12 protein-coding genes are annotated in these 14,627 nt (G+C 73.8%); 4 read left to right on the top strand and 8 right to left on the bottom strand.

Annotated features, from left to right (window positions below):
* Positions 1–48: 48 nt before the first annotated feature.
* Positions 49–909 (bottom strand): TIGR03619 family F420-dependent LLM class oxidoreductase, encoded by an 861-nt coding sequence (locus tag ACZ597_RS29180; protein WP_471336149.1) that lies wholly within the window; start codon positions 907–909, stop codon positions 49–51.
* A 240-nt stretch (positions 910–1,149) separates the two neighbouring features.
* Entirely contained in the window at positions 1,150–2,163 is a 1,014-nt protein-coding gene (locus tag ACZ597_RS29175; protein WP_471336472.1) for an ADP-ribosylglycohydrolase family protein, read from the bottom strand.
* Between the two features lie 883 nt (positions 2,164–3,046).
* Between ACZ597_RS29175 and ACZ597_RS29170 the strand changes: the two genes are divergently transcribed.
* Entirely contained in the window at positions 3,047–3,244 is a 198-nt protein-coding gene (locus tag ACZ597_RS29170; protein WP_471336146.1) for a hypothetical protein, read from the top strand.
* A gap of 55 nt (positions 3,245–3,299) precedes the next feature.
* Here ACZ597_RS29170 and ACZ597_RS29165 read toward each other — a convergent pair whose 3' ends face one another.
* The 4 genes from ACZ597_RS29165 to ACZ597_RS29150 form a co-directional block, all read right to left on the bottom strand.
* Complete coding sequence (locus ACZ597_RS29165; protein ID WP_471336143.1) at positions 3,300–5,891, bottom strand: bifunctional FO biosynthesis protein CofGH; 2,592 nt, start codon at positions 5,889–5,891, stop codon at positions 3,300–3,302.
* A 40-nt stretch (positions 5,892–5,931) separates the two neighbouring features.
* Positions 5,932–6,714, bottom strand: coding sequence for an SDR family oxidoreductase (locus ACZ597_RS29160; protein WP_471336140.1), 783 nt, complete (start codon positions 6,712–6,714; stop codon positions 5,932–5,934).
* A gap of 106 nt (positions 6,715–6,820) precedes the next feature.
* Entirely contained in the window at positions 6,821–7,549 is a 729-nt protein-coding gene (locus ACZ597_RS29155) for a hypothetical protein (RefSeq protein ID WP_471336137.1), read from the bottom strand.
* Between the two features lie 188 nt (positions 7,550–7,737).
* Positions 7,738–8,541 (bottom strand): thioredoxin domain-containing protein, encoded by an 804-nt coding sequence (locus tag ACZ597_RS29150; RefSeq protein ID WP_471336135.1) that lies wholly within the window; start codon positions 8,539–8,541, stop codon positions 7,738–7,740.
* A gap of 266 nt (positions 8,542–8,807) precedes the next feature.
* On the opposite strand from ACZ597_RS29150, the gene ACZ597_RS29145 reads away from it, so the two are divergent.
* Positions 8,808–10,523, top strand: a complete 1,716-nt coding sequence (locus ACZ597_RS29145) for a lytic transglycosylase domain-containing protein (RefSeq protein WP_471336132.1) — start codon at positions 8,808–8,810, stop codon at positions 10,521–10,523.
* Between the two features lie 73 nt (positions 10,524–10,596).
* Here the strand turns inward: ACZ597_RS29145 and ACZ597_RS29140 are convergent, their stop codons facing one another.
* Positions 10,597–11,067, bottom strand: a complete 471-nt coding sequence (locus ACZ597_RS29140) for a hypothetical protein (protein ID WP_471336129.1) — start codon at positions 11,065–11,067, stop codon at positions 10,597–10,599.
* A gap of 240 nt (positions 11,068–11,307) precedes the next feature.
* Positions 11,308–11,511: a cold-shock protein gene (locus tag ACZ597_RS29135; RefSeq protein ID WP_007265804.1), complete on the bottom strand. Its 204-nt coding sequence runs from the start codon at positions 11,509–11,511 to the stop codon at positions 11,308–11,310.
* 236 nt (positions 11,512–11,747) lie between these two features.
* Between ACZ597_RS29135 and ACZ597_RS29130 the strand changes: the two genes are divergently transcribed.
* Both ACZ597_RS29130 and ACZ597_RS29125 read left to right on the top strand, forming a co-directional pair.
* Positions 11,748–12,611 (top strand): menaquinone biosynthetic enzyme MqnA/MqnD family protein, encoded by an 864-nt coding sequence (locus ACZ597_RS29130; RefSeq protein ID WP_471336127.1) that lies wholly within the window; start codon positions 11,748–11,750, stop codon positions 12,609–12,611.
* Positions 12,612–12,839: 228 nt separating this feature from the next.
* Positions 12,840–14,600 (top strand): serine/threonine-protein kinase, encoded by a 1,761-nt coding sequence (locus ACZ597_RS29125; RefSeq protein WP_471336124.1) that lies wholly within the window; start codon positions 12,840–12,842, stop codon positions 14,598–14,600.
* Positions 14,601–14,627: the final 27 nt, after the last annotated feature.

The following is a 14,627-nucleotide window of genomic DNA, read 5'->3' as shown; positions in this document are numbered from 1 at the left end:
ACGCCGGGGCGGGGTGATCCGGTTCCGTGCGGCCGGAGTCCGGGGGTGTCAGAGGTACTGGGCGAAGTCGTCCAGGGTGCGCAGGACTTCGGCCTCCCGCGCCGAGGGGAGCTGGAGGACGACCTCCTCGACGCCCAGTTCGGCGTAGTGGCCGAGCTTGCCCGGCGTGGGCTGGACGGCGTACGGGACCACCTGGAGGTCCTTGGGGTCGCGCCCGGCGTCCTCCCAGACCCGGCGGAGCGCCGGCACGGACTCGGTGAGTCCGCGTCCGCCGATGGGGAGCCAGCCGTCGGCGTGGTCGGCGACCGCGGCGAACAGCTTCGGGCCGGCCGCCCCGCCGATCATGGTGCGCGGTCCGTACAGCGGCCGTCCGGGGGCGAGTTCCCGCGGGGCCTGGACCGGCTTCGGGTGCGCCGAGCTCGCGCGGACGGAGCCGTACGGGCCCTCGTACGCGGTGGGCTCCGGCGACCACAGGGCGCGCATCAGGGCCATGTGGTCCCGGACGCGATCGCGGCGGGTGGGCCAGTCGACGCCGTGGTCGGCGGCCTCCTCGACGTTCCAGCCGTAGCCGATGCCGAGGGTGAGGCGGCCGCCGCTGAGGTGGTCGACGGTCGCGACCTGCTTGGCGAGGCCGATCGGGTCGTGCTGGGCGACGAGGGTGATGCCGGTGCCGAGGTGGAGGCGTTCGGTGACGGCGGCGGCCTGGCCGAGGGCGACGAACGGGTCGAGGGTGCGGCCGTACTGCGCGGGGAGTTCGCCGCCCATGGGGGCGTCGGTGTCCCGGCTGACGGGGATGTGCGTGTGCTCGGGGAGGTAGAGGCCGGAGAAGCCGCGCTCCTCCAGGGAGCGGGCGAGACGGGTGGGGGAGACGGTGCGGTCGGTGAGGAAGATGGTCGTGGCGATCCGCATGGGCGAGGGCACCTCCGAGACGTCGGGAGGGCCAAGGTACGGGCTTCCCCGTGCGGGCGGCAGGGCGTTGGACCGTTGGTGTGTCATGGGGTGGCGGCATGGACTCGATGGAGGCGATCACCGTTCCGGAGGCTCTGCACGGCTACCCCGGGGGCGTGACCGTGCCCGCGGGTGCGGTGCCTGCGGGGCTGCTCGCCGCCCTTCCTCCGTTCCCAGGGGCTCCGCCCCCGACCCCGTGCCTCAGCCGCGGGGATAGCGGGCCAGCCAGGGCGAGGTGGTGACCGCGGGGCCGTGCAGGGACGGGCCCTGGGTCAGCTCCAGGGCGAAGTCGTCGGCCAGCTCCAGCAGGATCGCCCGGCCCTCCAGTTCGGCCAGCCCGGCCGCCGGGAGGGCCGTCTCGCCGTGCAGGGCGCCGAGGAGGGCCCCGCACAGGGGGCCGCCGTGGCCGGCGGCGGCCAGGCGCAGTCCGTGCGGGACGTCCTCGGCGACCAGGGCGCAGTAGACGGCGACGGCGAGGGCGTCCTCGGCGGTCCGGCCCCCGCCGGTGGAGAGGGCTTCGACGGCGCCGGGTCCGGGTTCGCCCCGGGTGACGGCCGCGAGGGCGCGGTGCAGGGCTTCCGTGACGGGTTCGTGGCCGGGGCGGGCGGCGAGCAGGGTGAGGGCGCGCCGGACGGCGGTGTCGAGGGAGCCGCCCCGGGTCAGGCCGTGCACGATCACGGCGAAGGCCCCCGCGGACAGGTACGCGGCGGGGTGGCCGTGGCTCTGGACGGCGCATTCGGCGGCCAGTTGGAGGACCAGCGCGGGTTCCCAGCCGACCAGCAGCCCGAAGGGCGCCGAGCGGACGGCAGCGGCGGCGTCCCGGGCGGTGGGGTTCTTCGGCCGGTCGAGGGTGGCGAGGGTGTCGTCGCCGAAGCCGGTCAGGCAGGCCCGCTCCGGGTCGCGCCGGGCGTAGAACCACTCCTCGTTGCCGATCCGGCCGTTGTCCGCGCGGCGTTCGTCGGGGCCCCAGTCGTGCTGGGTGGCGTACCAGCGGCGGTAGGCGCGGTGGACGTCGGTCGGCGGGTGCCAGGCGCCGGTGTCCCGGCGTACGTGGGCCCGTATCAGGCCGTCGACGGTGAACAGGGTCAGCTGCGTGGCGGCGGTGACGGCACCGCGCCGGCCGTGGGCGTCCCCGAGGGCGGCCCCGAGCAGCGCCCCGCGCACCCGGCTCCGGAAGTCCTGCTGCTCGACCCGCCCCCACAACGCACCGCCGATGCCTCCGGCGGTGGCTCCCGGGTGGCTGGGCAGGGCGCCCGCGGCAACTCCGGCGGAGGCGGACCCCACACCCCCGGCGCCCGGCCCCGCGGCGGCTCCCGTGAGGTCAGCGCCTGCGCCTCCGGCGGCCCCTGCGGAGGCGGGCCCCACACGCCCGGGGTGTCCTGCGGCGGCCCCCGTGCGCCCGGGCCCGACGGCCCCGGTGCGCCCGGTGCCTGCGACCACTGCGGCCCCCGCGAGGCCCGTGCCCGTGGCTCCGAGTGCGCCCGAAGGCCCGGCACCCGCGTCCGCGGCGATCGCTCCCGGGTGCCCGGGGCCGGCGGCTCCGGTCGGGCCGGGCCCGACGTCCCCGGCGGTGGCTCCCGGAGAGCCGGGCCCCCCACCTCCGGGACCGGGGGTGGGGCCTGCGGCTGCCGCGGCCGCCGCGATGCCGGCCGCCGCGCGGGCCGTGCCGGCAGACGCGGCCCGGGCCGCCCTGGCGGCGACCGGCCCGGCCACCCCGGCAGCGTCGGCCGACCTGGCCGTGACGACCCTCAGCACGGCCGTGTCCCCGGCGGAGCCATCCGCGCGGCTCACCGGAGACCGGGCTGCCGTACGGCCCACCGTGTCCCCGGCGGAGCCGTCCGCGGAGCCACCCGCCGTGCTCGTCGTCGTGTCCATGCCGTCCCCCCAGGCTCAGGACGCGCACTGTAGTGGACGGCTTCGGTCGTATTCGGAAGCACTCTGCCGGGTCGCCCGTAACTGACCGGAGAACGGCCGGAATGCGAACGGTTCCGGCCACCGCCTAGCCAGGTGGCACGTTTTGCCACCCGCCTTCGGCCCGGTCGTTTTCGGTCACACCTCGTTCATCCGGCGTTCCGCGCGCGCCCACAGCCTCGGAGGCATGAAGAAGGCCCTCCTCGCCGCGACCGCCGTCGCCTCCGCACGCGCCGCCTCCCTGGCCGCCGTCCCCACCGCCTCCGCCTCCGACCGGGAGTGGTCCGGCAGCCACCAGGACCGCTTCGACCGCTACCTCGGGGACGGCCTCGGCATCGACGCCCGCGAGCTGCGCGAGCTGAAGAAGGACCTCCTGGTCGGCTGACCGCCAGAGCGGGGAGCGGGGGCCCGTGCGGACGACGGGCCCCGCTCCCGCGCGTTCAGTCCAGGACGGGCAGCAGCTCCGGCAGGTGGCCGTCCGAGGCGCGCGCCGCGTCCTGGCGCTCCCGCGGGACCTCCCCGTACAGGGTCGTGCGCGGCTTCGCGGGCCGGCCCGCCGCCTCCGCCACCGCGACCAGGTCCTGGACGGACTTGTACGAGCCGTAACCCGACCCCGCCATCCGGGAGATGGTCTCCTCCATCAGCGTGCCGCCCAGGTCGTTGGCCCCCGAGCGGAGCATCTCCGCCGCGCCCTCCGCGCCCAGCTTCACCCAGCTCGTCTGGATGTTGGGGATGTGCGGGTGCAGCAGCAGCCGCGCCATCGCCGTGACCGCCCGGTTGTCGCGGACCGTCGGGCCGGGCCGGGAGATGCCCGCCAGGTAGACGGGGGCGTTGGTGTGGATGAAGGGGAGCGTCACGAACTCCGTGAAGCCCGCCACGCCCTTGGCGAGGGCCTCCTGCTGGATGCGGGAGAGGGTGCGGAAGTGGCCCAGCCAGTGCCGGGGCTGGTCCACGTGCCCGTACATCATGGTGGAGGAGGAGCGGATGCCCAGCTCGTGCGCCGTCGTGATGACCTCGGTCCAGTCGGCCGTCGGCAGCTTGCCCTTGGTCAGCACCCAGCGGACCTCGTCGTCCAGGATCTCCGCCGCCGTGCCCGGGATCGAGTCCAGCCCGGCCTCCTTGGCGGCCGTCAGCCAGTCCCGAACCGACATCCCGGTGCGGGTGGCGCCGTTGACGACCTCCATCGGGGAGAAGGCGTGCACGTGCATCCCCGGGACCCGTTCCTTCACGGCCCGCGCGATGTCGAAGTACGCCGTCCCCGGCAGGTCCGGGTGGATGCCGCCCTGCATGCACACCTCGACCGCGCCGACGTCCCAGGCCTGGGCCGCGCGGTCGGCGACCTGCTCCAGGGACAGGGTGTAGGCGTCGGCGTCCGTACGGCGCTGCGCGAAGGCGCAGAAGCGGCAGCCGGTGTAGCAGACGTTGGTGAAGTTGATGTTGCGCGTGACGATGTACGTGACGTCGTCGCCCACCACCGACCTGCGCAGGTCGTCCGCGATCCGGCACAGCGCGTCCAGCGCCGGGCCGTCCGCGTGCAGCAGGGCCAGCGCCTGTTCGTCGGTGAGCCCCTCCGGGTCGTCGGCGGCCTGCGCGAGCGCCGCCCGTACGTCGGTGTCGATGCGCTCGGGCACCATGCCGGGCGCCGCGGCCTCGCGCAGGGCCTCCCAGTCGCCGTAGACCTCGTCGAAGTCCTCGCGGCGGTCGCCGGTGCGCCCCTCGGAGTCGATCGCGGTGTGCAGGTCGGTGCGCCCGTAGGAGGCGAAGGAGTCGTCCGGCTCCTGCCACGGGTGCCCCTCGACCACGGCGGCCGGATCGGCGAGCCCGGTCCCCGGGTCCGCGAGGGCCCGTACGTGGGGCAGCAGGCGGGGGTCCAGCCACGGCTCGCCGCGCTGCACGAACTCGGGGTACACGCAGAGCCGTTCGCGGAGCTCGAAACCGGCCGCGGCGGACCGCTCGGCCAGCAGGTCGATCTGGGGCCAGGGCCGCTCGGGGTTGACGTGGTCCGGGGTGAGCGGGGAGACGCCGCCCCAGTCGTCGATGCCGGCGCCGATCAGCCGGGCGTACTCCCCGTCGACCAGGTTGGGCGGGGCCTGGAGGCAGGCCGAGGGGCCCATGATGTGGCGGGCGACGGCGATCGTGGCGACGAGGTCGTCCAGCTCGGCGTCCGGCATCCCGCGCATGGCCGTGTCCGGCTTCGCGCGGAAGTTCTGGATGATCAGCTCCTGGATCCCGTGGTAGGCCCGGGAGATCCGGCGCAGCGCGAAGAGCGACTCGGCGCGCTCCTCGTACGTCTCCCCGATGCCGATCAGCAGCCCGGAGGTGAAGGGGACCGAGGAGCGCCCGGCGTCCTCCAGCACGCGCAGCCGGACCGCCGGCTCCTTGTCGGGGGAACCGTGGTGCGGGCCGCCCGGCTCCGACCACAGGCGGGTGGCGGTGGTCTCCAGCATCATCCCCATGGAGGGCGCGACGGGCTTGAGCCGCTGGAAGTCCGACCAGGACATCACCCCGGGGTTGAGGTGGGGCAGCAGCCCGGTCTCCTCCAGGATGCGGATGGAGATGGCCCGCACGTAGGAGATCGTGTCGTCGTAGCCGTGGGCCTCCAGCCATTCGCGGGCCTCGGGCCAGCGGTCCTCGGGCTTGTCCCCGAGGGTGATGAGGGCTTCCTTGCAGCCGAGCGCGGCCCCGCGGCGGGCGATGTCGAGGACCTCGTCCGGGGACATGTACATCCCGTGGCCGGCGCGGCGCAGCTTGCCGGGGACGGTGGCGAAGGTGCAGTAGTGGCACTTGTCGCGGCAGAGGCGGGTGAGGGGGATGAACACGCTCTTCGAGTACGTGATCACGCCCGGCCGGCCGGCGGCCTCCAGGCCCGCGTCGCGGACCCGGGCGGCGGAGGCGGTCAGGTCCTCCAGGGCCGCGCCGCGGGCCTGGAGGAGGACGGCCGCCTCGGCAGCGTCGAGCGCGACGCCGTCGCGGGCTCGCCGCAGCGCACGGCGCATCGCGTTGTCGGTCGGAGCGTCACTCGGAGTGGTCATGTGGCGAGCATACGATCCGTCCGGATGCCGGTGGAGGGCGTCATCGCATCAGCTCACCGGCGTTGACCAGCAGGGATTGTCCGGTTATCGCCCGGGCCCGGTCGGAGGCGAGGAAGACGGCGGCGTCGGCGACGTCCCCGTCCGTGGCGAGGTCGGGCAGGGCCATCCGGTCGGCCAGGCGCTGGTGGACCTCGGCCTCGGGCACGCCCTCGGTGTGGGCGGTGAAGGTGACGAAGGCCTGCACGGGCGGGCCCCACATCCAGCCGGGCAGGACGGTGTTGACGCGGATCCGGTGCGGGCCGAGCTCGCGGGCCAGGGAGTACATGGCGGAGGTCAGGGCGCCCTTGGAGGCGGCGTAGGCGGCCTGGCGGACCTCGTTGGGCGCGGCCACCGCGGACTGGGTGCCGATGAAGACCACGGAGCCGCCGCCGGCCTTGAGGGCGGGCAGGCAGGCCCGGGTCATGCGCAGGCTGCCGAGGAGGTTGACGTCGATGATCTGCTGCCAGGTTCCGAAGTCGGCGTCCTCCAGGCCGCCGAAGTAGGAGTCCCAGGCGGCGACGTGCACGACGGCGTCGATGCCGCCGAAGCGCTCCCGGGCGAGGGCGGCGAGGGCCTCGCACTGCCGCTCGTCGGAGATGTCGGTGGGCAGGTGGGCGGTGTGGGCGCCGTCGGGGTCGATCTCGGCGGCGGATTTGGCCAGGTTGGCCTCGGTGCGCGCGCCGAGGACGGCGTTGCCGCCGTCGCGGACCACGGCGGCGGCCACCTGGTGGCCGAGCCCGGCCCCCACACCGGAGACGACGACGGTCTTCCCTCGCAGCAGCATCACGCGCCCCCTGGCGGCTCGGATCAACAGATCTGACGGGCCGTCAGAGTAGGGGTGCGGGGTGCCGGTGTGAAGGGGTGCGGGGCAGGGGGCCCGGCGGCGGGGCTCAGCGGCGGCCGCTCACGTCCAGGAAGATGTTCACGGCGACCCAGGTGGCCCAGAGCAGCGGGATGATCGCCACGTAGGCGAGCGGCCGCGCGTGCACCGGCGGGCCCTCCTCCAGCGGCTGCCGGCCCGGTGCGGGGGTGGGGTTCGGGAGCTTGGCGTACTTCATCGCCGCGAACAGGTTCCACAGCAGCGTGAACGGCGTGAAGATCGCCAGGGAGAACGGGCTCCACCAGCCCTGGCACAGGGTCTTGGTGGTCATGGTGCGGATCAGCGACCGGGCGCACTGGCGGCAGAACGGCCCGTTGAGGGTGTGGAAGCGCATCAGGATCAGTACGCCGACGTGCGCGCGCACCGCGAAGTTCGCCGTCTCCGGCGCCCCGCACTGGCGGCAGCCCGGCGCCTGGGCGTGCGGGTACGGGTACGGGGCCGCGTACTGCGGGTGCTGCGGCTGCTGCGGGTAGCCCGGCGCGGGGTGCCCCGGCGCGGGGTGCCCGGGCGCGGGGTGGCCCTGGCCGGGGGCGGGGTGGCCGCCGGGGCCCGGCTGTCCGTACGGGTTCTGGCCCGGGCCCGGCTGCTGCCCGTACGGGTTCGCTTGCGCCGGGGGCTGCCCGTACGGGTTCGCTCCCGCCGGGGGCTGCCCGTACGGGTTCTGCCCGGCCGGGGCGCCGGGGTGCGGGCCGGGCGGAACGGGGGCTCCGGAGTAGGGGTTCGGCGGCGGAGTGCTCATGGGGGGCCTTCGGATCGGCGGCGGCAGGCAGCGGCGACCGGGCGGGACCCCCGACCGGTTCCGATTCCGGTTCCGGTTCGGCTTCCGGGCGTTCTCACGGAAGGGCCCACGGAAGAGGGGGTGCCGAACACCAGTGCGCTCGATTGGCCTGAAACGTATCAGGCTCCTGTCACAGCCCTTGTTACGTTTCAGGACTTCCGGTTCGCCGCGACCAGTTGGGCGAAGGCCTCGGGGGAGACCGCCTCCCCCCGGCCCGAGAGCGCCCCCACCTCCTTGCCGTTGACCTCCACCACCGGGGTGCCCTGCTTGCCGCTCCGGCCGAAGGCGCGCGAGACCTCGTCGACCCACGGCATGTACGAGAGCTCCTCGACCGCGCGGTCGAAGTCCGGCGTCCGCAGCCCCGGCACCTGCCCGGCGAGGTCCAGCAGGGTGGCCGTCGAGCCGAACTTGTCGTCCGTCTCCTTCCGCGGGTGGTTCCCGTAGAGCACCCGGAGGTACTCCACGAACTTCTGCGGGCTCTCGTTCACCGCCGCGCCCAGCGCGTTCAGCGCGCGCTTGGAGCCCTTGCCGCCCAGACCCCCGTCCAGGAAGGTCGCGAAGTGGTACTCGACCCGGTAGGTCCCGGCGTCCGCCTGTTCCTTGAGGGCCGGGCCGAGACCCGTCTCCACGTTCGCGCAGAAGGGGCAGCGCGGATCCAGCCAGACGGACACGACGTCCTTCGCGTCGGCCCTGCCGTACGGGACCACCACCCCGTCCTCGCCGGCGGTGTTCGCCGGCCGCAGGAAGGGCTTGCCGCCGGCCTCGCTCTTCCCCGGGCCGGCCCGCCCCGACGCGTACGCGCCCACCCCGGCCGCGACCGCCAGTACGGCCGCCAGCGCCCCGCCGACGAGCAGCCGGCCGCGCAGCCGCGCCCGCCGGGCCTCCGCCTCCCGCTCCGTGCGGAGCCGCTCACGGGCCTCGCGGCGGTGGTCCTTCTTGCTGCTGCTCGCCATGAAAACCAGGGTAAAGGCCAACGAGCCATGCTAGTACGGGTCTTTGGGGTGTTTCGGACAGGGTCGAAGGTCCCCCCGGGGCCGGGCCGGAGGGCCGCCGGAGCCGGGCTGGACGTCCTGGGTCACAGCCGGGTGAAGCCGAGACGAATGGTGCGTCATATCTACGGGGGCGACGGTGAGTCGTGTCGGAATACCTGATAGACAGAACAATCGCGGCCCGACCGGCCGCCTGCCTTTGACGGCCGCCTTGGGGGGATCGCCGCACCGTGAAGCCGCTTCACCGCCATGTAGTCAACACCTCGCGCAAGGTCTTGTGCACGGCCGCGCTCGCGGCCAGCCTGACCACGGCCGCCGTCGTGACCAACACCCCGGTCGCCGGCGCCGGAGAGGCCGAACCCACGCCCGACAGCCCGCAGGCCACCGACCGCGGCGACGCCCGCCTCGACCTGCCCGGCCAGCTCGCGGACCCGGTGGTCCCGCCCGCCGCCGGCACGGGCGGCAACGCGACCGAGGGCTCCTCCGCCATACCCGCGACCGCCCTCGACGCCTACAAGCGCTCCGAGGTGGCCGTGGCCGCCGCCCTGCCCAAGTGCAAGCTGCCCTGGGCGCTGGTCGCCGCGATAGGCCGGGTCGAGTCGGTGCACGCCTCCGGCTACGGGCTGAAGACCGACGGCACCACGGAGAAGCCGATCCGCGGCCCGCGCCTGGACGGCAACGGCTACGCGAAGATCCTCGACACGGACAAGGGCGAGTTCGACGGCGACACCGAGTTCGACCGCGCCTTCGGCCCGCTCCAGTTCATCCCCTCCACCTGGGCCACCTGGAAGGCCGACGGCAACGGGGACGGCAAGCGCGACGCGAACAACATCTACGACGCGTCGCTCGGCGCGGGGCTCTACCTCTGCTCGGGCGGCAAGGACCTCTCGCTCCCGGCCGACCTCGACAAGGCGATCCTCGGCTACAACCAGTCGCGCGAGTACGTGAACTCCGTGCTCGGCTACATGCGCCAGTACCAGCAGGACGGCACGGCCGGGATCCCGAACCCGCCCGTCGGCAACTACCCGACCCCGCCCACGCCGACCATCCCCACCCCCCGCGTCCCCACCCCGCAGCCGCCGGCCACGCGGCCGAACAACCCGACGAACCCGTCGAACCCCTCCAACCCGGGCAACCAGACCCCGAACCCGAAGCCCACCCCGGAGCCGTCGAAGCCGACGCCCACGCCGGAGCCCTCCAAGCCGACCCCGGCGCCCGCGACCCTGGCCAAGCTGGAGCGGGTCGGCGAGGCGAAGCTGGAGGCCGAGGCCGGCAGCCTCTTCGCGGACGGCACCCGCTTCAAGGCGGTCCTCAGCGACGGCAAGCCGGCCGTCGGCCAGGCCGTCGTGGTCGCCGTCGAGCAGGACACCACCGGCGGCACGGGCTTCGTCTTCGGCAGCGAGTCGAGCGTGGTCGTCCGTACCGACGCCCAGGGCATCGCCACCACCCCGCGGCTCAAGGCCGGCCCGAAGGCGGGCACCTTCACCCTGCGGGCCACCGCCTACGACGCCAAGGGCCAGTTCACCGTGGCCCTGGACGGCAAGGTCGCCGAGAAGCCGGCCGAGAAGCCGACCGAGCTCACCGGCACCAAGACGGTGCAGGCCGCGGCGGGCACCCCGGTCAAGGGCCTGGAGTACCTGGTCGCCCGCGGCGGCGCGCCGGTGGCCGACGCCCGGCTCACCGCCACGCTCGTCGAGAAGACGGGCGGCGCCTGGACCCCGGTGGACGCCAAGACGGCCAAGGGCCCGTGGTTCAAGGGCGCCACGGCCGACGAGAAGCTGTTCACGGTGGCGCTGCCCAAGACCGGCGCCGACGGCAAGACCGTCCTGCCCGAGCTGCTCACCGAGGGCGTCCCCGCGGGCACGTACCACCTGCGGCTGCTCACGGCGGACAAGACCGAGCTGATCCTCACCATCGAGATCACCGCCGCCTCCCCGAAGGCCTGACCGGGGAGCGCCCACACGACACGGCACGGCCGGCCGCCCTGGGCGGCCGGCCGTGCCGTGCGCAGCGGGTCCGCTACACGGGGGTGGCCTGGACGGGCTGGAAGCCGACGCCGCAGGTGCCCGGCAGGTTCGTCGGGGTGAAGTAGGTCGTCGTGCTGACGGCGCAGCGGGCCTCGTGGATCACCCCGTCCTTGCCGAGGACGCTGAGGATGAGGTCCGGACTGCGCACCACCACTCCCCCGACGGTGACGGCCACGTCCACGATGCACTTGGGCGCGTTGGGGATGGCCTTGAGGTCGATCCACACGCCCTGGTTCCGGCTGTCGTTGAGGAAGGCGTGCCCTTCCCGGTCGTTCGTCAGGCGGAACACCGCCCCGATCACGTAGTCGTAGTCGGAGGAGATGTGACGCGCCACCGGACCGCACTTCTTCTTGGCGTGCGGCTCCGGATCGGCGGCCGCCGCGGAGGGGACCATCATGGCTCCGAGGAGCAGCGCCCCCGTAGCGGCGGAGATACCTCGTGCGGCCCAAGCGAGCTTCCTCATGTGCTGTGCGTCCTTTCCCGTGGCGGCCTCGTACCAGGACCGACCATCCCCGGACCGCGAGAAACGCACACATAACGTGACGTACGGTCACTCAGGGGAACCAGTGGCGGGCCCCGAACGGCGCTGCCGGCCGGAGCTCCGGCGGCGGAAAAGGCAGGAGCCCCGCCTCCTCCGCTCGCACGGAGGAGGCAGGGCTCCTTGGGTACTGCTTATGCGACCGCGATCCGGTCGGCCTGGCGACTAGGCCGGGGTGACGTTCTCCGCCTGCGGACCCTTCGGGCCCTGCGTGACGTCGAAGTTGACCTGCTGGTTCTCCTCGAGGGAGCGGAAGCCAGAGGCGTTGATCGCGGAGTAGTGGACGAAGACATCCGGGCCGCCGCCGTCCTGGGCGATGAAGCCGAAGCCCTTTTCAGCGTTGAACCACTTCACGGTTCCGGTAGCCATGAGCCCTCCTATGGGCCAAAGGGTCGCCCTGCTCCAGAACCTGCTAAGAAGTCTGAAAACTACAAAAGCCTGCGGGTTACATGCTCCGCAGGCCTCGTACTGCAAGGGAAACCAAACTGCAACTTGCGTCGAGCCTAGCACGCACCCTCGGGCCGAGACCAGAGGGAAAGATCACGTCACCCGGACGTTTGAGACCCGCTCGAACGCTGACGGAGAACCGCGGCTAGTCTCGCGATGTGGACGTCTATCGCAGCCGGCCCCGCGTCGGCCACATCCAGTTCCTGAACTGCCTGCCCCTCTACTGGGGGCTGGCCCGAACCGGCACGCTGCTGGACATGGAGCTGACCAAGGACACCCCCGAGAAGCTGAGCGAGCGGCTCGTCCAGGGGGACCTCGACATCGCCCCCGTCACCCTGGTGGAGTTCCTCCGCAACGCCGACGACCTCGTCGCCTTCCCCGACCTTGCCGTCGGCTGCGACGGTCCCGTCATGTCCTGCGTGATCGTCTCGCAGGTCCCGCTGGAGCAGCTGGACGGCGCCCGCGTGGCCCTCGGCTCGACCTCCCGCACGTCCGTACGGCTCGCCCAGCTGCTGCTCGCCGAGCAGTACGGAGTCCGGCCCGACTACTTCACCTGCCCCCCTGACCTGGGGCTGATGATGCAGGAGGCCGACGCGGCGGTGCTGATCGGCGACGCCGCGCTGCGCGCCTCGCTGCACGACGCGCCCCGGCTCGGGCTGACCGTGCACGACCTGGGACGGATGTGGAAGGAGTGGACGGGGCTGCCGTTCGTCTTCGCCGTCTGGGCCGCCCGCAAGGACTACCTGGAGCGCGAGCCCGTGCTCGTCCGGGAGGTCCACGAGGCCTTCCTCGCCTCCCGGGACGTCTCCCTGGAAGAGGTCGTCAAGGTCGCCGAGCAGGCCGCCCGCTGGGAGGCCTTCGACGCCGAGCTGCTCCAGCGCTACTTCACCACCCTCGACTTCCGCTTCGGCCCCGACCAACTGGCCGGCGTGCGTGAATTCGCCCGCCGGACCGGAGCGGACACCGGCTACGACGCGGACGTCTCCGTGGAGCTGTTGAAGGCCGCCGCGCCGGATCACTGATCGCGATATCGGCGCCGATACTTCCGCTTCTCTCCCGCCCTCCCCTCGGGAATGTTCCGTTTGCCGGGAATTCGTTCCCCTTTCGCATTCACGTCACTCGAAGGTGAATGCGAACGGGAGAGGGCGGAGCAGCGGCTATTCGGCGGGAACGCGCACCCGCCACCCCCTAAGGTTCTGTCTGTTCACACGAACGTGAACGAACACGGATCTCGGGGGACGGGGGACGCGATGCAGCCGCTCGAAGCCGGCGAACCGCGCACCGTCGGCGCCTACCGGCTGCTCGGCCGGCTGGGCGCGGGCGGTATGGGCCGGGTCTATCTGGGGCGCAGCGCCGGCGGCCGGACCGTCGCCGTCAAGATCGTGCACCCGCACTTCGCCTCCGACGCGGAGTTCCGAGCCCGCTTCCGCCGCGAGGTGGAGGCCGCCCGTCGGGTCGGCGGTGAGTGGACCGCGCCCGTGCTGGACGCCGACCCGGAGGCGGCCGTGCCGTGGGTGGCGACCGGGTACGTGGCGGGCCCCTCCCTGGACCGGGCCGTGGCCGGGCACGGGCCGCTGCCCGAGGCCTCGGTACGGGCCGTCGGCGCGGGGCTGGCCCGCGCGCTGGTGGCGGTGCACGGGCTGGGCCTCGTGCACCGGGACGTGAAGCCCTCCAACGTGATGCTGACCCTCGACGGTCCGCGGCTGATCGACTTCGGGATCGCCCGGGCCACGGACGGCACCGCCTCGCTGACCTCCACCGGCGTCTCCATCGGCTCGCCCGGCTACATGTCCCCCGAGCAGATCCTCGGCAAGGGCGTCACGGGAGCCTCGGACGTGTTCTCCCTGGGCGCGGTCATGGCCTTCGCGGCGACCGGCCGGCCGCCCTTCAGCGGGGACAACTCCGCGACCCTCCTCTACAAGGTGGTCCACGAGCCGCCGGAGCTCGACGGCGTCCCCGACGGGGAGCTGCGCGAGCTGATCGGCTCCTGCCTGGCCAAGGCCGCCGCCGACCGTCCGGCGCCCGAGGCCCTCGCGGCGGCCCTGGGCGGCGCCCTGGGCGCGCCGGGCTGGCTCCCGGCGCCGCTGGTGGAGGAGGCGAGCCGGGCGGCGGTGGCCCTCCTGGACCTGGACGCGGCCCCGGTGGCGGAGGCGGAGTCCGGGCCGGTGCCGTTCGCACAGGGTTCCTTCGGGGGGCCGGCCGGCGTCGGCTTCGGTACGCCCGACCCCTCCTACGGCTCCGCCGCACGGCCGGCCGGCTCCGCCCACCCCGCGACGGCGGGCCCGTACGGCCCCTCCGGCACGGGCGGGTACGCCTCCGGCGGCGTGTACGGCGCCCCCACCGAGACGGCCGGCCAGTCCGGCGGCGGTACCGGGGTGCCGCAGCCGCGGACCGCCCCCGACGGCGGCGGCCGCGGGGTCAGCGTCACCGCGGCCGGACGCCGCTTCAGCTGCACCCTGGTGCTCGGCGCGGCCGCCGGGGTGCTCGCAGTGCTGTCCGGCGGGCTGTACGCGCTGGACCTGCTGCCGGGCCAGGGCCAGACCCGGGACTCGGCCTCGGCCAGTGACCCGAAGACCCAGGCCCCGGCGGGCTCCGCGCCGGACTCCGCGCAGCCGTCGCCGTCGTCCTCGGCCCCGCCCAAGGGGACCCGTAACGACGTGCCCAAGGCGCTCGTCGGCACCTGGAAGGGCACGGTCACCACCGCCCGCCTCGGCGTCCCCGCCACGTTCGAGATCACCATCAAGGCCGGCAAGGTCGGCGAGGTCGTCGCCCGCGACAAGTCGGTCATCGACCTGCTCGGCACCGACTGCAGCGGCGACTGGAAGCTCGCCTCCGCCACCGACCGCTCCCTGGTCCTGGACACGGCCGGCGGCCCCAACCCCGCCCCGGGCGTCTGCTCCAACGGCTCCGCCGACGAGCGCTTCACCCTCAACGAGAACGGAACCCTGCACTACAAGTCGGGCGACGTGCCCGCCGGGAACCCCGAAGGAGACCTCACCCGCAGTCCGTGACCCCCGCCCTGACGGGGGCGCACGAAC

The sequence above is a fragment of the Streptomyces sp. NPDC040718 genome, from assembly GCF_055593565.1.
This window is presented reverse-complemented; position numbering and strand designations above follow the sequence as displayed.

Excerpts from the sequence above, each read along its gene's own strand:
- ACZ597_RS29180 (WP_471336149.1), bottom strand. The coding sequence starts at position 909 with ATGCGGATCGCCACGACCATCTTCCTCACCGACCGCACCGTCTCCCCC.
- ACZ597_RS29170 (WP_471336146.1), top strand. The coding sequence starts at position 3,047 with ATGAAGAAGGCCCTCCTCGCCGCGACCGCCGTCGCCTCCGCACGCGCC.
- ACZ597_RS29165 (WP_471336143.1), bottom strand. The coding sequence starts at position 5,891 with ATGACCACTCCGAGTGACGCTCCGACCGACAACGCGATGCGCCGTGCG.
- ACZ597_RS29160 (WP_471336140.1), bottom strand. The coding sequence starts at position 6,714 with ATGCTGCTGCGAGGGAAGACCGTCGTCGTCTCCGGTGTGGGGGCCGGG.
- ACZ597_RS29155 (WP_471336137.1), bottom strand. The coding sequence starts at position 7,549 with ATGAGCACTCCGCCGCCGAACCCCTACTCCGGAGCCCCCGTTCCGCCC.
- ACZ597_RS29150 (WP_471336135.1), bottom strand. The coding sequence starts at position 8,541 with ATGGCGAGCAGCAGCAAGAAGGACCACCGCCGCGAGGCCCGTGAGCGG.
- ACZ597_RS29140 (WP_471336129.1), bottom strand. The coding sequence starts at position 11,067 with ATGAGGAAGCTCGCTTGGGCCGCACGAGGTATCTCCGCCGCTACGGGG.
- ACZ597_RS29135 (WP_007265804.1), bottom strand. The coding sequence starts at position 11,511 with ATGGCTACCGGAACCGTGAAGTGGTTCAACGCTGAAAAGGGCTTCGGC.
- ACZ597_RS29125 (WP_471336124.1), top strand. The coding sequence starts at position 12,840 with ATGCAGCCGCTCGAAGCCGGCGAACCGCGCACCGTCGGCGCCTACCGG.